Below are 22519 nucleotides of genomic sequence, written 5' to 3' on the forward strand. Positions count from 1 at the left end.
CATTGCTAGCATCAAAAACGGCGATCCTAGCAAGGAAAGTGGCGTAATGGTATTGCTAATTTACTCTGCACTCAGTATATGGCGTGTCAGTTTCGCACTGGCTCGACTTAGATTAAACCGGTGACAGATAACATTGTTGCATATAGATATTCATTGCTTTGAGCACATTGGTGCGATTAATCGTGCCAATGACTTTGCCATGTTCAACCACTGGATACACTTTAGGTTTAGGCCCTAGCATTTGTTCGGCGAGCTGCAAAATACTGTCATCTGGCCCAACGAACAGCACTTCAGTGCGCATGCAATCCTTCACCACTGAGGTCATATCACAGTGATAGCTACTTTTAATCATCACAGCCAAACAATCCTGCTGGGATAAAAAGCCCACCAAATCGCCCGTATCATCAACCACTGCTGCGCCCATTTTATTATTATCTAACAACTTTTCGACCGCAGTTGCGAGCGACATATTAGCGCGCAGCAACACGGGCTGACGATCCATATGGTCGCGGATTTTAATTAAGTCCATAGTCTTTCCCTCGAATTAACCCTACGTTTGTAGTCTAGTCAAAATATCGACAAGAATGTGCGATTTATATCGATTGGGCTTATCTAGTGTATAACCCTATGTCAACAAGAGCTAACAGGACAAAAATAGCGTCAACAAAGGCAGCCAGAAATAGCGACTTAGAGTTAACTGAAGCGAGCACTACAAACTGAAATCAGGCAAGTATCTGATTGAGCTTCAATGGCGGCAGATAATACCATCCGTCTTCGGTGATCATGTTACTTGTCATTCCAACACGTTTTAATTCGCTATTGATACAAGTTATAAGTCGATATAAAAGCGATAGCCTACACCGGGCTCAGTCCGCACATACTGAGGTTCACTCGGGGAGTCGCCTAATTTTTGTCTTAAGTGACTGACCACAATTCGTAGATAATGTGTGTCTTCTGTATGAGCGGGTCCCCAAATTTCTTTGAGCAACTGAGTCTGAGTGACAACGCAGTTAGGTGACGACGCCAATTTAGACAATACTGCGTATTCCTTGGGTGTGAGTTCGACAATTTGATGATCAACTTTAACCAGCCTGCGACTTAAATCAATCTGTAACTTGCCGTCATCTAATATGGGTAATTTTTCAGGTTTGATATGGTCCCTTAAAATCGCCCGCACCCTTGCCAGTAACTCTTCCACACTAAAGGGTTTGGTCACATAATCCTGCGCGCCTGCATCTAATGCTGCGACTTTTTCTTTATCTTGATTGCGAACCGACAATACAATCACAGCAACATCGGACCATCCCCGTAACTCCTGTAGCACTTGATGACCTTCCATATCCGGCAAGCCTAAATCCAAAATAACTAATTCAGGTTGCTGTCGAGCGACAGCTGCGAGTCCTTGCTGACCATTTTCAGCTTCGGTAACGTCATAGCCCTCACTGGTGAGTGCAATCCGCAGCATGCGGCGTATTTGGGTCTCATCATCGATAACCACGATTTTTATTGCCACGTCTCTAGTCCATTCTGTGGTTTATTAAGGATATTTTGGCTGAAAATGATTAGCCAGGAACGGGATAGTCTAACGGCAATTCAACTTCAAAACGAGTACCTTGCCCCTGTAGACAATCGGTAACGCGAACACTACCGCCGTGTGCAGCTATCATGCCTTTACAAATAGCCAGCCCCATACCTGTATTCTGTTTTTTCTGATCGCCATCGGCAACCACATAAAACATATCGAAAATTTGATCCCTATGACTGGCGGGAATCCCCGGTCCTCTGTCTTCAATGGCAATACAGCAACGGTGATTAGAAATGGTCAATTCAATACAAATAGGCTCTTCTGGTGGTGAAAATCGAACGGCATTCTCTAGAATGTTAAATAATCCTTGTTCAATCAGCGCCGCATGCACAAAGAGGAGTGGGGGCTCTTTTTCTCTGTGATATTCAACGATTGCGTTAGGGAAATAACGTTTAAGCCTGCCAAGTACGCTGCCAATAATGTCATCTGCCGAAACCCAATCACGCTCTATGCTCAAAGTGCCATGACCCAGGCGTGTCATATCGAGTAGATTTTGGATATAGCTGTCCAAGCGACGGCTTTCTTGCAAAATAGTATCAAGTAGCTCGTTACGGTCGGCCTCTAGCAATTGTTTGTTCAATAGTTTTAAGCTCTCCGCCGCCCCCATCATGGCTGAGAGTGGTGATTTTAGATCGTGAGACACTGACGATAATAATGCGGAACGTAACTGCTCAATTTCTGTTTTCACCCGTGCCGATTCAAGATCTGACACTAACTGAATACGCCGCCATGTATTAGCGCCTTGCTGTAACATGGCCAGAATAAGCTCTCTATCAAACGGACTGAGTTCGTTGACCGTAGGTTGCCAATCTAAAATCGCCGCGCCAATCGTCGTACCTTCAAGTTCAATGGGGAACACACTCACACCCGATGCGCTCAAGGTATCGCTCAAACGCCCCGCCGCTTGCCCATGGCGCAAGGTCCAATCGATTGCGGCTAAATCAAGGTCGTTAAATGGCGTATTCAGCAGCGGTAAATAGGATCGCTGACCGTCTTTACGCTGCAAAACAATATAACAATCAGCATTCACTGAACCAGCAATCTTGCGCCCTATCGTTTGCCAAAGGGCTTTTTCATCATCGGCGACCGATAATTCTTGGGCAACATCTTTTAAGGTTTCAGCATAACGATTTGACTCACGCAGTAAAATAAACTGATTTCTGATCCGAGATGCCGCCGGTCCACTGATAAGCCCTATACACATCAAAAAGATTAAAGTGGCAATATCATCCTGACTATTTACATTCATAGTAAATTTGGGATCAGTAAGAAAGAAATTAAAGCTGAAAAAAGACCACACCGCAGTTGCCATGGCAGGCCTAGCGCCATAGGTTAAGCCAATGCTGACAATCAAGAAAACATATAACAACACCAGATTGCCATTACTGAGCCAAGTATCTAAAAATGCCACCAGCGGAAAAATAACCACCACGCCAATCAGCCCAAGAATATGGCCTCGAAGATCACCAAAACTGGCTTTAGGCGTAATGGGATCTCGTACTTGCATTTGGTTTTCGGGTGCGTGATAGACACTCACCTCAACAGGTAAACCAGACTCAATCAAGCGTTGATACAGCCTTTTACGCCACCAAGGATAGGTGCGTTTCACACCTGCGCCGACTAATACTGTGTTAATTCGATGCAGGGCTATGTAAGGTAAAATGGCCTGATAACTGCTCGTGTCGCGTAATACTTCGGTCTGCGCGCCAAGTTCCTTCGCTAAGGCAAAGGCCTCATTTAACCTTTTCCGCTGATAAAGGCCCAGCGCTTTGCCGGTATCGACCCAAAGCACTAACCAAGGAATTTGCCGCCGCTCGGCAATCTGCCGACCTATGCGGATCAAATACTGATGATCACTGCTGTTACTCACTAAAACCAACAATCTGTCTTTGAGAACAAAATCCGTTCCCTGTGCTTTGGCATCCAGTTCACAAATCAGTTTTGCATCGACTCGCTCTATGACTTTTTTCATTGCCAATTCGCGCAGTGCCGTCAAGTTCGAGACCGAAAAAAAAGCATCTAAAGCCGAACGAGCATACTCTGGCAGATAAACTTTGCCTTGCTGTAAGCGTTCGATGAGTGTTGATGGCGGTAAATCGACAAATATAATTTCATGGGCTTCATCAAGGAAGCGATCGGGGACGGTTTCCCGTACCCGCACTTGAGTAATTTGCAACACCAGATCATTCAAACTGACCAAATGTTGGATATTGACTGTGGTATAGACATCAATGCCCGCAGCCAATAATTCTGCGACGTCTTGATAGCGCCGTTTATGGCGACTACCGGGGACATTCGTGTGGGCCAACTCATCGACTAAGATAAGCTTAGGCCGACGAAGCAGCGCCGCATCCAAATCGAATTCCGTTAAACGATTATGATGATAATCAATGGGTTTACGTGCCAATACCTCAAAACCCGCTACCATGGCCTCGGTATCGGCACGCCCATGGGTTTCCACCAGTCCAACCAGCAAATCGACACCTTGCTGGGCCATTTCCCTTGCCGCACTGAGCATTGCATAGGTCTTGCCCACGCCTGGTGCCGCCCCAAGAAAAACCGTCAGTTTGCCTTTATCATTTTGCTGTATCTGACTTAAGAGCGCATTGGCTTGCTGTGTTTGACTGATTGGTACCACGATTAGAAACTCCTTGAAAGACTCACTATCCAGCGCGCATCACACAGGGACTGGCACTGACTCTGCGATAAATCCGTATCGACATAACCGACACTCAACACATCCTGCTCAGTCATATTGAGGTTCAGCCCAACTCGCCAATCTAAATAGTGGCTATTGCTTGCGGCCATAGAACCTAAAAACAGTGCCATATCTTGCTGAGAAGCAAAAAAATTGCTCCCAAGATGCAGTACTAGACTTACATTAGAGAACAGTTGCGGTTCATAACTGGCATAAACATACTGAAAATCGTCCACATTCTCGCCAAAATAATCAGGAGAATAAACCAGCCCTAACTTAGCATCGGCGTAGCTTACCACAGCATAAATTTCGTTATAACTCAGGTCGGTATCGTCCTGAGAGTATTGGTAACGTATCACGCCTAGGTCCGTTGTTAAGCCATTACCCCAATCCTTGGCCCAGCCAGCGGACAAGTCGAGTTCTAAACTTCCATCCCCAAATTCGATGTTACTGCCCCAAAGCGAGCCATACCAGCCAGAATCATGGCTTAAGCTATACCCTGCTTGAACTGCAGGTCCTTCATCAGTTTGAGAAATACCGCGAAACGCATAATCACTGATGAGCATCACACTCCCTTGACTCTGCCAAGAGGCATTGCCCCCATGAGTCTCAGTGCTGGCAAGCGCGCCCATAGAGAGTGAAGATAACGCCATCATCACACCCGCACAGAGGCGTGAACAATTAATATGTAACATAAAAATTTATCCTTAAATTCAGTAGAATATTGTTTTATTGAGCGTGTTTAGCAATCTGGTCGAGAGCGAGGTTGAGCTTGAGCACATTGACGCGTGCTTGCCCAAAAATGCCCCACTGCGGTGGTTCGATAAATTGCGCCACTAAGGTCAACACTTGTGGTTCGGCTAACTGTCGAGCCTGAGCCACGCGCGCAACTTGCAGTTTGGCTGCAGCGGGTGAAATATGAGGATCCAGTCCCGCGCCCGATGTGGCGAGTAAATCCACAGGAATATCAGCGGCCTTAACGGATTCTCTGGCTTGGATTTCTTGGCTTGTTGCCATCACACGTTCACGTAACGCCGGGTTACTCGGCGCAAGGTTACTACCACCTGTCGCCATAGGATCGTAACCGACAGCGCTCGGCCGACTAAAAAAATAGGCCGGATTAACAAAGGGCTGAGCGATGAACTCAGAACCCATCGCGACATTATCCCTGTGGATCACACTGCCCTTAGCTTGTACGGGAAATAAGGCGCCACCGAGCTGAGTCACAGTGCCGGTATAGACAACGCCACACACAAATAACAGGGCGAGACTGGCTCTCAATCCCATAACGGCATGCTGGGTTTTAGTGGTATATACGATTGAATTCATTACTGTCTCCTAGAGCATAAGTGCAATGATTGAGTCGAGTGCTTTAATGCCGACAAAGGGTAAAATCACCCCACCTAAGCCATAAATCAGCATGTTATTTCGCAGTAATTTTTCGGCACTTATGGGTCTGAGTTTGATGCCTTTTAATGCCAATGGAATTAAGGCGGGAATGATAAGAGCGTTAAATACGAGCGCTGCGAGTACGGCTGAGGTTGGGCTGTGAAGCTGCATCAGATCCAGTGCACCAATCGCAGGCAAAGCCCCCGCAAATACCGCAGGAATAATGGCAAAATACTTAGCCACATCATTGGAGAGGGAGAATGTAGTCAAGGCGCCACGGGTGATCAGCAATTGTTTTCCGACTTCAACGATAGCAAGTAATTTAGTGGGGTCAGAATCCAAATCCACCATATTGCCAGCTTCTTTAGCGGCTTGGGTACCTGAGTTCATCGCAAGACCTACATCGGCCTGCGCTAATGCCGGCGCATCGTTAGTGCCATCCCCCACCATAGCCACTAATCGACCTTTGGCCTGCTCTGCACGAATAAGGGCAAGTTTATCCTCAGGTTTAGCTTCAGCGACAAAATCATCGACCCCAGCTTCGGCGGCAATCACGCCAGCCGTTAGCGGATTATCCCCTGTCACCATGATGGTCCGTACACCGAGCGCCCTTAAACGGGCAAACCGCTCCGCAACGCCTGGCTTAATCACGTCACTTAAGGCTATAACCCCTAAAATGTGCGTGCCACTGGCGACGACTAAGGGAGTCCCCCCCTGCAAAGCCACTTTGCGGATAAGCGCGTTAACAGATTCAGGCCAGTGAATTTGATGCTGCTGCGCCCAAAACTGCATCGCATCGCCAGCGCCTTTAATGCCTTGAATACCATCGGTTAAAATGACCCCAGAAACCCGAGTCTCCGGCGTAAATGGGATAAAAGTTGCATCCGTAGGTTTGACGGGCAATACCGCGCCCAAATCTATGGCCAATTTGAGTACAGATTTCCCTTCAGGGGTGGGGTCATCTAGAGAAGACAGTACCGCCGCATCACGCAACATCTCAGCAGCAATGCCTTTCACGGCTAAAAATGCGGTCGCTTGACGATCACCGAAAGTGATAGTGCCAGTTTTATCTAGCAGTAACGTATCGATATCCCCCGCAACTTCCACGGCTTTACCCGATTTAGCGACCACATTGGCGGCTAAGGCGCGGTTCATGCCTGCAATACCAATGGCAGGTAACAAGCCACCAATCGTCGTTGGGATCAAACACACTAACAGCGCAATTAACATAGTGTAATCAAGGCTTGCACCGACGAAACCCGCCATGGGTGGCAAAGTCACCACCACGATAAGGAAAACCGCAGTCAATGATGCAAGTAGCACAGTCAACGCCGTTTCGTTCGGTGTTTTCTGACGCTTCGCCCCTTCGACCAGCCCTATCATACGATCTAAAAAGCTATTCCCCGGATCGTTGGCAACCAGCACGGTAATTTCACCCGTAAGTACCTTAGTGCCGCCAATCACACCGGAATGATCTGTGCCTGCTTCACGCAGCACAGCCGCAGATTCACCGGTAATCGCCGATTCATTGATAGTGGCTATCCCTTCGATGATTTCACCGTCGGCAGGAATATAATCACCCTGTAAAACCTTCACCTTATCGCCTTTGACAAGCAAAGTTGCGGATACTGATTCCAACTCACCGTGGCGTATGCGCCGAGCCTGCAAGGCCTCTTTCGCCGACTTTAAGCTGGCCGCTTGTCCGCGACCCCTTGCCTCTGCCACGGATTCCGCAAAGTTAGAAAACCACACGGTAAGCAAAAGAATAAGGGTCGTGGCTAACTCAAAACCAACAGTCTCGCCATTGAAGAACTTTTGTCCAGTGATCAAAGCGGCGAGTAAAGCGCCCACCATCACCACGAACATCACAGGGTTACCAGCCATACTCACTAAGGACATTTTCTTTACAGCACCAAAGGCAGCTTGCTTCACGCCGGCGCTATCTAATATTTGAGCAGGTTTATGCATGACTATTTCTCCAGACTCATAGTGGCAAGTTCTAAAGCTTCGCCAATAGGCCCTAATACCGCCGCAGGTAAGAAAGACAGGAAGTTAATGATTAAAATCACAGCAATAAGGGTGAAACAAAAGGTGGGACTCTCAAGCTTCAAGCTCGCGTTACTGTCGGGACTTACTCTTTTACTCGACATCATCCCCGCAATCGCCAGCGGTAAAAACAGCGGCAGGTATCGACCGAGCAGTAAGGCGATAACGCAACTGATATTCCACCAAGGCGTGTTATCACCTAAGCCTTCAAAACCCGAACCGTTATTAGCAAAAGCGGAGGTATATTCGTAAAAGACTTGCGAAATCCCATGAAAGCCGGGGTTACTGTTGCCCGTAATACTCGGGATAGCCACAGTGATCGCCGTCAAACCTAAGACGCACAAGGTAGGTAAAACTAATAGACTTCCCAAAAGGGTGATTTCACGGGTTTCGAGCTTACGACCAAATATCTCTGGCGTACGGCCAATCATCAATCCCGATAAGAAAACAGCAATCCACACATAAACGATAAAGTTAACAAAACCACAGCCAATACCGCCCCATATCGCATTGAGTAACATGCCTGAACGCGTCATCAATCCCCCTATTGGATTGAAGGAATCGTGCATGGCATTGACCGAACCGTTAGAGGTTTGCGTGGTAAAAGAAGCCCATAGTGCTGATAGCTCAGGTCCAAAGCGAACTTCTTTACCCTCCATATTCGGCCCTTGGGCGCTTAATCCCGTAAAGGCGGCGTTGGGTTGCAACTCGCTGTACACAGTCGCCCCCAGAAAACTGACGCTCAATAGACCCATAGCAACTAAAGCCATCAGGGTAAATTTTTTGCGTCTTAGCATTCCGCCAGCCATAAAGACGACGGCCATAGGGATCAGCACTAAGGCTATGGTTTCGATGGCATTACTGACTGGCGTTGGGTTTTCAAGCGGGTTACTGCTGTTGGGGCCATACCAGCCACCGCCATTAGTACCTAACTGCTTAATGGCCACCATAGATGCAACGGGGCCAATCGGAACGACCTGCTCAGTGATAGGTGATGCAGAATCTAAGGTATTCACTTTTTGCGCACCGTCAAAACTACTCGGTACGCCTTGCCAAGTCAGTAACAGCGCCACAATAGCCGCTAATGGCAGCATAAGTCTGAGTACACCGCGCACTAGGTCAACATAATAGTTACCCAGATTTCGAGCCTCGCCCTCTTTGGCGCTGTCATTATTCAACCCGCCTAACATTCCCCGCAAAATCGCCACACAAACCGCCAGCGCCATGGCTGGAGTGACAAATTGCAGCGTGACAATGACAAATCCTTGGGATAGATAACTGAGCTGAGCCTGCCCGGAATAGTGCTGTTGATTGGTATTGGTGAGGAATGACACCGCAGTGTGTAAAGCCAGATCCCAAGATAATGGTCCTATGCCATCGGGGTTAAGCGGTAACACATGTTGGAATTTAAGGATAAGAAACGCCAAAATGCCAAGTACCAAGTTGCTGATAAGAAACGCCGCACCATAGGATTTCCATGTCATCCCCGAATGGGCATTTACGCCTATAGCCCGATAAATCCACTTTTCAATGGGATTAAATAAACGATCTGAAAAATGGGACTGACCAGAGAAAACCCCTGTCATATAGGATCCCAACAGCCATGCGAGCCCAAGCGCAGTAGTAAAAATAAGGGTAATTTCAAACATAACGACTCCTAAAACTTATTAGGGGCAAACATTGCCACTGCTAAGTAGATGAAAAGTGCTATGGAAAGTATTAGAAATATCCAGTCCATATAATTTGTCCTTAAGAAAGTGAGTAACAGGACAAATATATGAATTAACCGCGTAAAGTCTCTAGAGTTAAAATGACTAATCCCGTAAAGAATACGTAAAAGTCATCATAATCAGTGATAAATAAGGCCACAATAAACAATGGCATTAGCTATAAAAGTAAAATAAAAATGCCAGCTAGAAATACTAACTGGCATTAACACATGACCAAGCGATGATATTGTAGATTAATTAAGCTCTATATTTTTCATTTTATTATAGCTATCAGTCTTAATTTCTTTAAGTACACCTTTATTGTCATCAATAAATAATGCTTTTATATCATTCTGATTAGCGACGACTAATCCTTCTTGACTTCCTAAACATAATAGCGCTGTAGACCAAGCATCTGCTCTAGCCGGATCCGTTGCCAATACAGTTACAGATACTGTGTTATGGGTTACGGGTTTACCGGTTCGCGCATCAAGAATATGTGAATAACGCTGCCCTAAATGATCAAAATAATGACGATATGTACCCGATGTCATGATCGCTTGAGGGAAATCAATAAGCAGAACCTTTTGCATTGTTCGCTGTTCGGGCAGCGGTTTTTCAATCGCGATTTTCCAAGCAGAACCATCGAGCTTACTGCCGTGTACGACCATTTCGCCGCCAATCTCTACCAAATAATTATCGATATTGTATCGCTTTAGCACATCTGCAACTTTGCCTACGCTATATCCCTGTCCAATCGAAGATAAATCAAGATGTACCTCTGGCAAATCTTTAGTTAACATTTGATTATCAATACTTAAATGATGTAAGCCTACATAGGTTAATGTCTGTTGGAGTGCACTTTCTGTAGGAATAGTTAATTGATTATGGGTAAATCCCCACAAATCGAATAATGGTTTAATGGTCAAATCATAACAACCCTCCGTTTTTGAAGTGACCTCCTTGGCTATCCCTATGAGCCCTAAAATATCATCCCCGACCGCCATAGCTAAGTGCATACTGTTAAAACGAGAAATCACCGAATCTGAACGATAAGTAGACATATGAAGATCTATTTCTGCCAATTGCCGCTCAATCTCGCGGTTTATCTCTGTACTATTTATCTTGTCTTTACTCCAAAATGTCACATGCCAACTCGTTCCCTGCGCAAGGCCTTCTAACTTGGTATAAACTGGCGATTTCTGACACCCTACTAGCATAATGAGTAATATACATCTCAATAACCATTTCATTTACTGACCCTCCCAGTCAATTCGACAAATTAACCATAAAATACACTTAAAATTAAAATCGCCAGAATGCCCGTGAGAAAATGATGAGTACAGGAAATATTTCTAATCGCCCAAAAAGCATAGCGACACACATCAGCCATTTAGCCGCATCTTTTAACGTGCCAAATCCAGATGCAGTGTCACCATAACCAATTCCCATATTATTAATGCACGCGGCGACTGTTCCAAAGGCGGTGGCAAAATCATGTCCAATGGCGACCAATCCCCATACAAAAACGCAAGTAAAAAATATGTACAGGAAAAATAATCCCCATACTGAGCGAATGACTCTGTCTGAAACAACTTGGCCACTGATCTTTGTCGTTAAAATGGCATTAGGATGAACCAATTGATGAATTTCTCGGATCCCTTGACGGTACAAAAGTAAAAATCTGACAGCTTTAATACCGCCACAAGTAGAACCAAAGCATCCACCAAAAAAGCTCGCGCCTAATAATAAAAGCACAATATGACTGGGCCAATTAGGATAACCTGCAGAGCCTAATCCATTGTCCGTCATAACTGAAACTGTTTGAAAAAATCCATGTACCAATGAATCTTTAATATCAAAAGTTTGAGTACGATTCAGCTCTAAACAAGCGATCCCAACAACGATAGATAATATGAGAATAAAAAATCGAACCTCCGCATTATACCAAATAGGCTTGAAGCCTCGTCGAACTAACACTATGTAGTATAAGGCGAAATTGATTGCTGCCAGTATTGAAAACACACCACCCACAAGCTCAATTGCAGCACTGTTATAATATCCTAAGCTGTCGCTATGTGTGGAAAATCCACCCAATGAAACGGTAGATAGGCTATGACATATGGCATTAAACCAATTCATTCCTGCAAGTTTATAAGCAACTGCACAACCTAAGGCAAGTACGCTATAAAGCCCCCATAAATTTCGAGCCGTATCCGCAAGGCGGGGCGTCATCTTTTCCTCTTTCATGGGACCTGGCATCTCAGACTGATATAATTTTGCGCCACCAATACCAAGAAATGGCATAATTGCAACGGCCAAAACAATTATCCCTAACCCACCGAGGAAATTAAGCTGTGCTCGATAAAATAAAATCGATTTGGGTAGTTCATCAATATCTGAAAAAATCGAGGCTCCAGTCGTAGTAATGCCAGACACACCTTCAAACATGGCATCGGTTAAACTCAAGTCCAATCGTCTATCAAGAAGAAAAGGTAATGCACTCATTAAGGAAAATATCAGCCAAAATAAACAAGCAACCATGAAGCCATCACGTTTTTGCAGATTTTTATTTTCCTCACTTGTCATCTTCCAACCGACCACACCAATAAAAAGGGAAAGTAGGAATGTGATTAAAAATGGAGTGATATATCCATCTTTATAAAATAATGCAACAGCGATAGGCATCAACATGGTGAAGCTATATATGACAATCAAAAAGCTACATAGATGAATTATGGTATGAAATCGAGAGCTAGATTTCTGTATTCCACTGACTGCAACCATTCCAACTCACCTTTAGATATTTATCGTGAAAGACTTAATGAATAATTTATTAGGTATCATAAAATACAAGCGCTCACGTCCTGTTCTAAAATTATATGCTATCGATAACAGAGTTAGGTTAGGAAATAGATCGTCCCCTAATACTCTTTGTCGTCTAAGGTGGATTGCAAGTTGACTTATCGTCGCGACAATGGCTATGACAATAAAAGTGATTAGATTGATAAAAACAGCCACATCTATCATTGGGAGAGAATAACAAGGAGCGTTAAATAAAAAATGAACACGAATAGCTTCAAAAAATGCAGCCATATACGCATATTGAAAACAACATTGAAGTGTAATCATAACGACAACGAGTTGGAGTACAATAATAATGCTTTAGATGACCCCCTCCAAGAGGGTAGATACAAGCAAATAGCGAGTAGACACTCAGAAATAAAGCTCAACCTAACAGAGAATTTAAAAACACTTAGTTTGTCCATCAAAATGTAAGTCGTTATGTCATACAGATTTTCACTTTAACAGACGAAAACAATTCTGACGCGTAAAAAAAACGTAAAAAAATACGGAAATTAACTTTAGATAGACAAAATAAATAACATTATATTTTTGAAATCCCCAATCAATTTAACTGGGGATGGTTAGTATCAATATGCTTAAATGGCTAAGGCTTGCTCAAGATCGGCAATCAAATCTTGAGGATCTTCGACGCCAATGCTCAATCTAATCAGGTTGTCATTCACCCCTGAAGCTAGCCGACTCGCAACATCCATAGCGGCATGGGTGGTACTAGCGGGGTGGCAGGCAAGGCTCTCTAAGTCGCCTAAACTGACCGCTTGAGTAAACAAGTTCAAATGATCTAAAAACTGCGCCGCTCGGTTAAAACCCCCTTCGATCTCAATACTCACCATACCGCCAAAGGCGTTGATGGTTTCACTCAGAACTTGATGACCTTGATCCTCTGCTAGCCCTGGGTAATAAACTTTTGCAACGCTCGGATGGGTTGCAAGAAAAGCGGCGACCTTAGCCGCGCCCGCAAGATGAGCATCCATTCTAAGTGCTAAGGTACGTAAGCCTCGCTGTAATAAATAGGCTTCCTGTGGCCCAATCGCAGCGCCGATATGTTTAAGCGCTATAGTGCGAATAGGTTGCATTAATGCCTTAGGTCCAGCGACAACACCTGCGATTAAATCGCCATGACCACTTAAATACTTAGTGGCACTGTGCATCACAATATCAATGCCATGTTCCAGCGGTTTGAATAAATACGGGGTTAAAAACGTATTATCACAAATGGTTATAGCGCCCACTTTTTCGGCGGCAAGCTTAACCTTACGGTAGTCACTGACTTTTAAGGTCGGATTGGTGATGGGCTCAAATAAAATCATTTTTGTTTCGGCGGTAATCTCTGCCAATAAATGATCATCATCTTGATAACGGCGCACAGTAATACCCGCGCGGGTTAACGTTTGGATTAAAAATGCCGCAGTGCCACCGTATACGGGGTCGATAAATGCGATTTCATCACCTTGACTCGCTAAGGCATAGAAAATACTGCTGATTGCCGCCATCCCACTCGCAACAACGAGTGCTTCATCAGCCCCTTCCAGTTGTGCTAATTGATATTCAAGCGCCTGCACTGTTGGATTCGCCATGCGACTGTAGATAAAGCCCGGTTGCTCACCTGCAAAACGGGCTCGACCATCCTCGGCACTACCGTAGGCGAAGGTGCTACTTTGATAGATAGGAGTTGTAAGCGCGCCCGTCGAGTTATCAGCGGCATAATGGGTGTGAAGTAATTTAGTTTTAAATTGCATAATAGATCCTAATAACCATTAAATGGCATGAGCGAATGAGGCGTAATGCGCTTGAGCAACGTCGGGATGAGAGCGTAAACGCCCTTTTAATACGTTCTGGCCCACTTGGTGGAAAAGTGGATTTAATGGATCGCTTGCCGGTCCTTGAGCTTGGTTCGCCAGATGCTTTGGCAAAGGTAACAAAGGGACTGTCGCATTCAACTGCGCCGCCATAAAAAAGGCGCACGAGTAGCGCTCGACCCCAGCAGGCGGGCTTGTCACCCTATGGTTGGTTGCCTTTAAATACCCATTAGAAGCCAACTCAAGTAATTCACCTATATTCACCACAAAGGCATCTTCTAATGGCGGTATGCTTAACCAACCGTTGTCAGTCTGAACCTCTAAACCGGATTGCTTATCTTGCAGCACTAAGGTCAAATAGCCAGGATCTTTGTGTGCCCCTACACCTTGGCCTGAAGTCTGTCCATCCGCGCTGGGATAGCGAATAAGCTTCATATGCTGATAAGGACCCGCTTCAATCGTGGCATCAAAGGCGCTTTCTAGCTGCTCTAGCGCAACAGCTAAAGCCCTCAATAGTGTGACACTGGTATCGGCTAAATCCTGTTGCCATGCCAATAAAGTCGATTTCATCTGTGGTAATTGTGACGGCCATTGATTAGGCCCCTGTAGCTGCCACCATATAGGCACATCAGACTGCTGAGGGTTAGCCACTTCTTCTTGCATGATATCAAACTGTTCCCGCAAGTCCGGTTTCCCTAAGGTCAATTCACCTTGCAAACGGGTATAACCGCGAAAATGCGGTGTATTAGCCATTTTCACCGCAAGTTTATCTACGACGGGCAGCGCAAAGAAATCTGCCGCTAACTGAAGTACTTGCTGCTGTCTAGCAAGCTCAATGCCGTGGCCGGTGAGATAGAAAAACCCTATTCTTCTGGCAGCATCGGCAAGCTTAGTAATAAAAGCGTTACGACGTTGTCCACTGGCATGCCAATCACTTAAATTCAATATCGGTAATTGTTCCATCAATGACTCCCATTTAATGCATTGTCTGAGCCGGATTCTATGCCTTTATGGGTCGATGGATAATGAATTAATAACTATTTGATATATTAAACAGTAATAATAGATCATTTAGATATATAGACATCTAGGCTTCTATACTGCTAGATTTGAATTTCAAAGGTTAAAACAACGCTAATTATTAGGCCAACTCAAACCGTACCACTCAGATAAACATCATAAGCCATACTGCTTAATGATATTTATCTGGTTATTTTTCAATATATTAGTAAAATTAAGATATAAAAATAAAAGCGAGTCCACTTTTGCGGCACTCGCTTTTAAGGTTTCGAAGTTTTAACGTTTCTAAGTCATGTCAGTTATAAACCTAGATGCTTCTACCAATGACATTATTGATCATGCCAAATCAGCACTTGGGCTGGCTCACCATTACTACGGGTGGCGCGGTACATACCTTCGGTATTAAATGGCGTAGCAATATTGCCACGCTGATCGACTGCAATCACACCACCCGAACCGCCAGCAGTGATAAGACGTTGATTAATAACTTCATCTGCAGCCTGAATGATAGATTTTTGCTGATATTTCACCTTGGCACAAATATCCCCCGCGACGAGGTAACGGATAAAGAATTCACCATGACCCGTTGCCGATACGGCACAAACACCGTTTTCAGCATAAGTGCCAGCACCGATGACAGGAGAGTCACCGATACGACCAAAGCGTTTTGCCGTCATACCACCGGTCGATGTACCTGCAGCTAAGTTACCCTTTTTATCTAAGGCGACAGCACCAACGGTACCAAATTTGTAATCGAGGTCCTTCATCTCAACATTAGCAACTTGTTCAGATTTAGCCGCAGCTTGCAGTTTTTGCCGTGCATCGAGTAATTGCTGATAACGCTCGTCAGTATCAAAATGACGGTTTGGCACTAAAGTAAAACCTTGAGTCAGTGCAAATTCTTCCGCTCCTGCGCCCGAGAGCATCACGTGCTCAGATTTATTCATCACGGCCAAGGCTAAGTCAATTGGATTGGCAATATGACGCACTCCAGCGACAGCGCCGGCATTCATGGTTTTGCCATCCATAATAGAGGCATCTAATTCATGTCCGCCGTCATAGGTATAAACCGCGCCTATACCAGCATTAAACAGAGCACTATTTTCAAGGATATTAATTGCGGTTTGTACTGCCACTAAGCTGTCACCGCCCTCCTCTAAGACTTTTGAGCCTTTATCGACCGCTTCCTTTAACTTATCTTTGTAGGCTTGGCGTTGTTCAGGGGTGAGATTAGCTTTAGAAATCGTCCCCGCACCGCCATGGATCGCAATGGCGAACGGTTTATCATTGGCAAAGGTGTTATGTGACATAAAAAGTAGGCCCGAAATAATTAAACTAAAGATGGCTAATTTTGTTTTCATTCTTTACATCCCCTTAAAAAGTAGCGTCCTTTGTAACCATTTCATCGTGTAATTTCAATCATCTCCTTGCCTGTTGGTTTTATTCTGGCGACAATGATGCCAAATCACAGGGACTATAAAGTGCAGCCATTTTTGCAAATCACCTCACATTACATTCGTCTTTGCTTGTTTCTGAGTCTGATTTCAGTCACATCAGTCGCGGCAGCAGATGATTTTATCAAATTATCTGTTACAGGCGTGAATGAAGCGCTTCGAAGCAACATAGTTGCTCACTTAGGCGCTTTACCTGAATCTGAGGTGCAGCGCCGTGCCTTTTTGTTTAATGTCGATGACAATATCAGCACCGCCTTAGAATCCATGGGCTACTATCACGGTGAAGTAGAAGAGAAGCTGATTGAGCATGACAAGGGACCGTGGGAATTAAAACTTGAAATCAGCCCCGGCGAGCCAACCATTGTTCAGTGGGTCGATATTAATTTTAGTGGTGAAATGCTTGATGACCGAGCCTTCGATCAATGGCTCGCAAAGGTCAACATTAAACCCGGCGATGTGTTAAATCACGGTGTTTACAGCGACGTAAAATCGCAACTCGTCACCTTAGCCTTGGCACGAGGTTACTTCGATGGCGAATTTACTGAATCACAAATTAAAGTTAACCGCGATATTAATACCGCACAGGTAAGTTTGCATTTTGATTCAGGCAAACGTTACCGATTTGGCCAAGTCAGTTTCGATGGCCATAACTTAGAACCCGATATATTAGAGGATCTTATCCCCTTTAAAGAAGGTGCTTCATACTCAACTCGCCGTGTAAGCGCCTTGAATCGTCAGTTATTAGATACTGGTTATTTCGCCAATATCAAAGTGATCCCGCAAATCGATAACGTCGAAGATAACCATATTCCAATGCGAGTCGAATTAACGCCTAAGGCAAGTCACGCAATTGAACTCGGTTTTGGTGGTGATATTGGCAAAACAGATCAAGCCTTTGATCCGAGGGTGCGTGTGACTTGGCGTACACCACAAATCAATAAATACGGGCATTCCCAAGAAACCAGTCTCGAATGGTCGCCCGATAGACCAAAGTTATTAACCACTTATACGATTCCGCTCACACATCCTTTAGACGATCAATTGAAGATCCGCCTCGGTTTGCTGCGGGACAAATACGGTGTGACTCAAGTATATGATGCCGAGAATCGTGATTTTAGTAACACAGGCCAGCTCGAGTCGACTAAGTACCTTCTGGGGCTATTACGTCAGCAAAGACTAGAAAATCAATGGCTAATGAGTTATTCGTTGGAGGCCATACGCGAAGAATATACCCAGTCTGACGTCGATTATATGCCGTCGTTTTATCTGGCAGGAATTAACTTTTCTCGGACTAGCCGGGGAGATAACTCACTGGATCCTAAATCCGGGTTTAGACAAATTTACAGCCTAGACTATGCCGATCCCTATTTAGGATCAGAAACCCGCCTAGCCCGCTTGCAAGCTAAATTTAAATGGATTGATACCTTCTTCGATAACCACAGAATCGTCGCTCGTATTGATTTAGCTGCCAACTTAGCTAACGAGAATGATCTTGCCTCTATCCCACCATCACTACGCTATTTTGCCGGTGGCGATCAGAGTGTGCGCGGCTATGGTTATCAAGAACTCGGCCCCTATTTAGACTATGTTGCTGACGATGGAAAAACCAATCGCGAGGTTATCGGTGGCCGCTATTTAATGGTTGGTAGTTTGGAATATCAATATTATGTGACCCCCACTTGGCGGGTCGGCACATTTATCGATGCGGGTAACGCCTTCGATAATAATCAATTTGAACCTGTCGTCTCTGTCGGTGGCGGTATCCATTGGATCTCCCCGATTGGTCCAATCAAATTAGATTTAGGGGTCGGATTGAAAGAAACTGAGACCATTGAAAGATCATGGCGAATTCACCTAACCATGGGGACAGATCTATGAGCCAGCCCCCAGAGCATAATAAGCCAAGCGAACAAGATATCGTTGATAATCCCATCATTGAAGCCAATGAAGCCGAAGCCACTGAAACCATAGTGACCTCTGTCACCCCATCGGTGTCATTCATTCAAAGACTGTGGCGGCAGTTCAAACTCTGGACTCGGATTATTATCTATGTGCCATTAGGGCTTTTAGTGTTAATCGCCCTATTACTCGGCACTGAATTTGGCTCGCGCATTAGCGTGGGTTTAGCCGATCAATTTGTACCCGATCTTGAACTGACTTATACCTCTGGTTCCATTAACAAAGACTTAGCCCTATCTCACGCGGCTTGGTCTATGGCCGGAATGAACGTGCAACTTGAGGATCTGCATTTACTGTGGCAGCCCGCCTGTTTACTGCAAAAACGCTTATGCGTGAATAGCTTATCTGCGGCTAAAGTCGATGTCACTATTGATACCCTAGCGCTTTCTGCAGACTCAAACGAAGCGCCAGTCGCGCCACTTGATGAAGAACCCAGCGAGCTCCTATTACCCTTTGATATTGTTTTAGATTCTGCTGAACTCAATGGTGTTAATATCCAAGTGGATGATATGCAATTTACCGCTAATCGTCTTAACGCAGAAGCACAATGGTTTACCGAAGGTTTGTCGGTTAAACAGCTATCCAGCGAAGGATTATTCATACTGATCCCTGCATCAACCGATGTAGCAACACAAACTAGCACGGCAGCGGTAACGAATGCAGCAAATCCCAGCACAGCCGCGGGAACAACACCGACACCATCGGCCAGTCCGTCGCTAACAAAAGAGGCTGAATGGGCTTTAGCACAATTGCCACAAGTATTTATGCCTTTCCCTGTGACAGTCAATGCCCTAACGTTAGACAACACCACACTGCAAATCGGCGATCGTAAAGATGTTTTTGGCCATGCAGAACTACAAGGCAGTTTCCGTGAATACCAATTGACCTTAGACCATCTCGCCATTAGCCACACCGATGGCAGCGCCGATATCACAGGCAGCCTAACACTTGATAAAGATTATCCACTCGATTTAGAGGCAAATCTCACCCTTAACCAACTAGTCGAATTGCCAGATCTCACTCATCAAGTATTAACGTTACAGCTGAGCCAAAGTTTAGGGCAGCTTCAGGTGAATGCCGTCGCCAAGGGCGATGCCGACTTTACGCTAGATGGCCAAATAACACTGCAAGACCCTAACCTGCCCTACAAGGTGAAACTTGAACAGACACGGCTTCAGTGGCCACTGAAGAACCCTGAATACTCGGTAAGCGATGCCACACTCGATAGCCAAGGCGACCTTAATCGGCAAGAGGCGAGTCTTACTGGCCAACTGATCACACCCTTTCACAAAGTGCTCGACATAGACACTGACATCCATCATCAAGATGCTAAGTTAACCATCAATAATCTTGATGTAATGGGCGCGATTGGTAAGGTCAAGCTCACGGGCGAACTCGATTATCAAAAAGCCATTAGCTGGAACGCCAATCTCTGGATCAATGACGTCAAATTACAAGAAATACAGCTGCCACAAACGGATACAGCACAAAGTACAACGGGTTTACCGGACAGTTTGATTTCAGGAAAATTACGCACTAAAGGCTCATTTGCAAACCCCCGTTGGCAAGTATCCCTGAGCGATACTGAGCTCACTGGCACTTTGCAAGGTTATCCCTTCGATATTACAGGGGATATCAGTGTGAATGATTCCCTGTATGTCAGTGCTAAAGGGCTGAACGCCAAAGTACTAGGTTCAACTCTGGCACTCAAAGGCGAAGCCAATGCCAACTGGGATCTCCAAGGTGAATTACAAGTGCCCGACTTTGGCCTATGGTTACCTAAGGCCAGCGGCCAACTACAGGCGCAGATCAATGTCACTGGTGACGAGAAACACCCCCAGGTCGAGCTTACAGCGCAGCTGGCAGAACTTTACTATCAAAACATTAAACTGCAGGAATCTAATTTAAAGGCCTATTACAAGCCGCTAGATCAACATGAGTTTGCTATCTCGCTAAAATCAAAAACCTTGCAGATTGCAGAACAAAATTTAGATACAGTGACACTCGGGGCGAAAGGTACCATTAACGCTCAAAAACTCACTCTCAACGCCACGGGCGATCTTGGGCTCGATGCAACGATGAGCAGCCAATACGATGTGAAGAAGTCACGACTACAGCTCGATGTTGATCGTTTAAATCTCAACACGCCCGTAGGCCTATGGCAGCTCGATAACACCATTAATCTGGCTTGGGACCAAATCAAGAATCAAGGCAGCATTACGCCCTTTTGCCTCATGAATCCCAATAGCCGTATCTGCCTAAACAGTAATACACCAATAGGTAAAAAAGGCAGCGCACAGGTGAGCTACTCAGGTAATCCAGGGCAATTACTTGTCCCAATATTACCAACGAATATGCGTTGGAACGGCCCTGCATCGCTGTTAGCCAATGTTGCATGGGCTGCTGGCCGTAAGCCTACTGCCGATGTGAACTTTGATTTCGCTCCCGGCAGCATTATGCTCAAACGGGATAAAAATCGTGAAGTCACCATTAATTACCAAAACCTGTCATTAAAAGCGACCTTAGATGCAAAACGGCTGGCGACGGTTTTAGATTTTGAATCAGAAGGCGTGGCCAGTTGGCAGAGTGAGATTAACGTCAATGTCACACCTGATCGCACCCTGTCAGGTTATGCCAACATCAAGCAAATCAACTTGCAGCCACTTGGAGAGTTTTTCCCTCAATTAAATACAGTGCAAGGTTTACTGACGAGTCAACTTAACTTTGCGGGTAGTCTAGATGCGCCCGAAGTATCGGGGAGCATGGCCTTAACTGAGGGCGCCTTAGCCCTAACAGCAAACCCAACATTAATCGACAAAATTGACATGTCGATGTCATTTGCGGGTCAACAAGCGCAGCTTAAGGGACGCTGGATGATGGGCAATGGTTTAGGCAGAGTGAATGGTCAACTGCAATGGCCCCAAGGTCAATTTAGTGGCGAGTTAGCCCTCGAAGGCGATAAGCTCGCCGTGATCCAACCACCACTGGCTATTCTCGATGTCTCCCCCGAGATCAACTTAACCTTCAACAGTAAGCAACTAGCAGTAAAAGGAAAAATAGCGGTGCCTTCTGGCAACATTAAAATTGTGCCATTAGCGGAAGGCGGTGTCGCAGCCTCCGAAGACGTGGTATTTGACGATTCCATTGCCGCCACTCAGCCTAAAACTAGCCCCTACGCCATCGTTGCAGATCTGAATATCAGTGTGGGGAACGAACTCAGAATTGATGGTATGGGCCTCAAAGGTAAACTCCAAGGGACCTTAAAGCTACAGCAGCAAGCTTTCCGTCCTCCTTTGCTCTTCGGTAATATCAAAGTCAATCAAGGTAGCTACAAGTTTATGGGCCAAACCCTAAAAATCCGCACTGGTGAAGTGCAATTTGTGGGGCCAACGTCATTACCAAACCTGAATATTGAAGCAATACGGGAAATTAAGACTGAAGACTTAGTGGCAGGTGTACGCGTCACAGGCACGCCATCACGCCCAGTAGTGACCTTGTTCTCCAATCCCGCCAAAGAGCAGGCCGAAATCTTGTCTTACATTATCAAAGGCAGTGGCTTTAACAGCGCCAACAATGAGCAAAATAACTCGCTGATGATGGGCGCGGCACTCGGTTTAGGTTCACAAGTGGGCGGCGGCGCAATTAACAACCTAGGGAATACCGCGACAGGACTCATTGAAGAGTTTGGTTTCTCTAACGTGCAACTCGACACTAATGATGAAGGGCGTGTGGCGATCAGTGGCTTTATCGGCGATAACTTAATGGTGAAATACGGAGTAGGTGTATTTAACCCTGGTTACGAAATGACCGTCAGGTATTACTTGCTCTCACAACTCTATCTAGAAACCGTGTCAGGCACTTTAGGCCAATCACTTGATATCTATTACAACTTCAATATCAAGTAACCATATGAATACCAAGATATTGACACTACAAAATTAGCATCCAATCACTCTAACCAAACAACCTCAAAATACGGGTTACAGTATGTTGAG

General features: G+C 45.3%; 16 protein-coding genes. 2 read left to right on the forward strand and 14 right to left on the reverse strand.

Annotated features, from left to right (window positions below; all coding sequences use genetic code 11):
* Positions 1-112: 112 nt before the first annotated feature.
* The 14 genes from L5M37_RS00635 to L5M37_RS00690 form a co-directional block, all read right to left on the reverse strand.
* On the reverse strand, positions 113-529 hold the full coding sequence (locus tag L5M37_RS00635) for a CBS domain-containing protein (protein WP_028760149.1): 417 nt from the start codon (positions 527-529) through the stop codon (positions 113-115).
* A 300-nt stretch (positions 530-829) separates the two neighbouring features.
* On the reverse strand, positions 830-1513 hold the full coding sequence (locus L5M37_RS00640) for a response regulator (protein WP_028760150.1): 684 nt from the start codon (positions 1511-1513) through the stop codon (positions 830-832).
* Between the two features lie 49 nt (positions 1514-1562).
* A complete protein-coding gene (locus tag L5M37_RS00645) occupies positions 1563-4223 on the reverse strand; it encodes a sensor histidine kinase (RefSeq protein WP_113939544.1) in 2661 nt (886 codons plus the stop codon).
* A gap of 2 nt (positions 4224-4225) precedes the next feature.
* A complete protein-coding gene (locus L5M37_RS00650) occupies positions 4226-4978 on the reverse strand; it encodes a TorF family putative porin (RefSeq protein WP_263199009.1) in 753 nt (250 codons plus the stop codon).
* 34 nt (positions 4979-5012) lie between these two features.
* On the reverse strand, positions 5013-5612 hold the full coding sequence (kdpC, locus tag L5M37_RS00655; RefSeq protein ID WP_263181852.1) for a potassium-transporting ATPase subunit KdpC: 600 nt from the start codon (positions 5610-5612) through the stop codon (positions 5013-5015).
* A gap of 9 nt (positions 5613-5621) precedes the next feature.
* Positions 5622-7640 carry a potassium-transporting ATPase subunit KdpB gene (kdpB, locus tag L5M37_RS00660; protein WP_263199011.1) on the reverse strand — a complete coding sequence of 673 codons (2019 nt, stop codon included), beginning with the start codon at positions 7638-7640 and terminating at the stop codon, positions 5622-5624.
* Between the two features lie 2 nt (positions 7641-7642).
* Positions 7643-9367, reverse strand: a complete 1725-nt coding sequence (gene kdpA, locus L5M37_RS00665; RefSeq protein WP_263199013.1) for a potassium-transporting ATPase subunit KdpA — start codon at positions 9365-9367, stop codon at positions 7643-7645.
* Positions 9368-9375: 8 nt separating this feature from the next.
* Entirely contained in the window at positions 9376-9456 is an 81-nt protein-coding gene (locus tag L5M37_RS24140) for a potassium-transporting ATPase subunit F (RefSeq protein WP_105252297.1), read from the reverse strand.
* Between the two features lie 225 nt (positions 9457-9681).
* A complete protein-coding gene (locus tag L5M37_RS00670; protein WP_263199015.1) occupies positions 9682-10680 on the reverse strand; it encodes an FAD:protein FMN transferase in 999 nt (332 codons plus the stop codon).
* Between the two features lie 52 nt (positions 10681-10732).
* Positions 10733-12214, reverse strand: coding sequence for a TrkH family potassium uptake protein (locus L5M37_RS00675; protein WP_263199017.1), 1482 nt, complete (start codon positions 12212-12214; stop codon positions 10733-10735).
* A gap of 12 nt (positions 12215-12226) precedes the next feature.
* Positions 12227-12589 carry a hypothetical protein gene (locus tag L5M37_RS24145; RefSeq protein ID WP_411569059.1) on the reverse strand — a complete coding sequence of 121 codons (363 nt, stop codon included), beginning with the start codon at positions 12587-12589 and terminating at the stop codon, positions 12227-12229.
* A gap of 281 nt (positions 12590-12870) precedes the next feature.
* The gene (locus L5M37_RS00680) at positions 12871-14031 is read right to left on the reverse strand and encodes a trans-sulfuration enzyme family protein (protein WP_263199019.1); all 1161 of its coding nucleotides are present in this window, start codon (positions 14029-14031) and stop codon (positions 12871-12873) included.
* A gap of 18 nt (positions 14032-14049) precedes the next feature.
* A complete protein-coding gene (locus L5M37_RS00685; protein ID WP_263199021.1) occupies positions 14050-15054 on the reverse strand; it encodes an isopenicillin N synthase family dioxygenase in 1005 nt (334 codons plus the stop codon).
* Between the two features lie 386 nt (positions 15055-15440).
* Positions 15441-16472 carry an isoaspartyl peptidase/L-asparaginase family protein gene (locus tag L5M37_RS00690; protein WP_263199023.1) on the reverse strand — a complete coding sequence of 344 codons (1032 nt, stop codon included), beginning with the start codon at positions 16470-16472 and terminating at the stop codon, positions 15441-15443.
* A 120-nt stretch (positions 16473-16592) separates the two neighbouring features.
* On the opposite strand from L5M37_RS00690, the gene L5M37_RS00695 reads away from it, so the two are divergent.
* On the forward strand, positions 16593-18443 hold the full coding sequence (locus L5M37_RS00695; protein ID WP_028760161.1) for an autotransporter assembly complex protein TamA: 1851 nt from the start codon (positions 16593-16595) through the stop codon (positions 18441-18443).
* Positions 18440-22429: a translocation/assembly module TamB domain-containing protein gene (locus tag L5M37_RS00700; protein WP_263199025.1), complete on the forward strand. Its 3990-nt coding sequence runs from the start codon at positions 18440-18442 to the stop codon at positions 22427-22429. The genes L5M37_RS00695 and L5M37_RS00700 overlap by 4 nt, the downstream gene beginning before the upstream one ends.
* Positions 22430-22519: the final 90 nt, after the last annotated feature.

The sequence above is a fragment of the Shewanella sp. SM69 genome, assembly GCF_025653985.1.
Taxonomy (GTDB): domain Bacteria; phylum Pseudomonadota; class Gammaproteobacteria; order Enterobacterales; family Shewanellaceae; genus Shewanella; species Shewanella oncorhynchi.

Excerpts from the sequence above, each read along its gene's own strand:
- kdpA (WP_263199013.1), bottom strand. The coding sequence starts at position 9,367 with ATGTTTGAAATTACCCTTATTTTTACTACTGCGCTTGGGCTCGCATGG.
- L5M37_RS24140 (WP_105252297.1), bottom strand. The coding sequence starts at position 9,456 with ATGGACTGGATATTTCTAATACTTTCCATAGCACTTTTCATCTACTTA.
- L5M37_RS00675 (WP_263199017.1), bottom strand. The coding sequence starts at position 12,214 with ATGGTTGCAGTCAGTGGAATACAGAAATCTAGCTCTCGATTTCATACC.
- L5M37_RS00680 (WP_263199019.1), bottom strand. The coding sequence starts at position 14,031 with ATGCAATTTAAAACTAAATTACTTCACACCCATTATGCCGCTGATAAC.
- L5M37_RS00635 (WP_028760149.1), bottom strand. The coding sequence starts at position 529 with ATGGACTTAATTAAAATCCGCGACCATATGGATCGTCAGCCCGTGTTG.
- L5M37_RS00690 (WP_263199023.1), bottom strand. The coding sequence starts at position 16,472 with ATGAAAACAAAATTAGCCATCTTTAGTTTAATTATTTCGGGCCTACTT.
- L5M37_RS00650 (WP_263199009.1), bottom strand. The coding sequence starts at position 4,978 with ATGTTACATATTAATTGTTCACGCCTCTGTGCGGGTGTGATGATGGCG.
- L5M37_RS00685 (WP_263199021.1), bottom strand. The coding sequence starts at position 15,054 with ATGGAACAATTACCGATATTGAATTTAAGTGATTGGCATGCCAGTGGA.
- kdpB (WP_263199011.1), bottom strand. The coding sequence starts at position 7,640 with ATGCATAAACCTGCTCAAATATTAGATAGCGCCGGCGTGAAGCAAGCT.
- kdpC (WP_263181852.1), bottom strand. The coding sequence starts at position 5,612 with ATGAATTCAATCGTATATACCACTAAAACCCAGCATGCCGTTATGGGA.
- L5M37_RS00670 (WP_263199015.1), bottom strand. The coding sequence starts at position 10,680 with ATGAAATGGTTATTGAGATGTATATTACTCATTATGCTAGTAGGGTGT.
- L5M37_RS00700 (WP_263199025.1), top strand. The coding sequence starts at position 18,440 with ATGAGCCAGCCCCCAGAGCATAATAAGCCAAGCGAACAAGATATCGTT.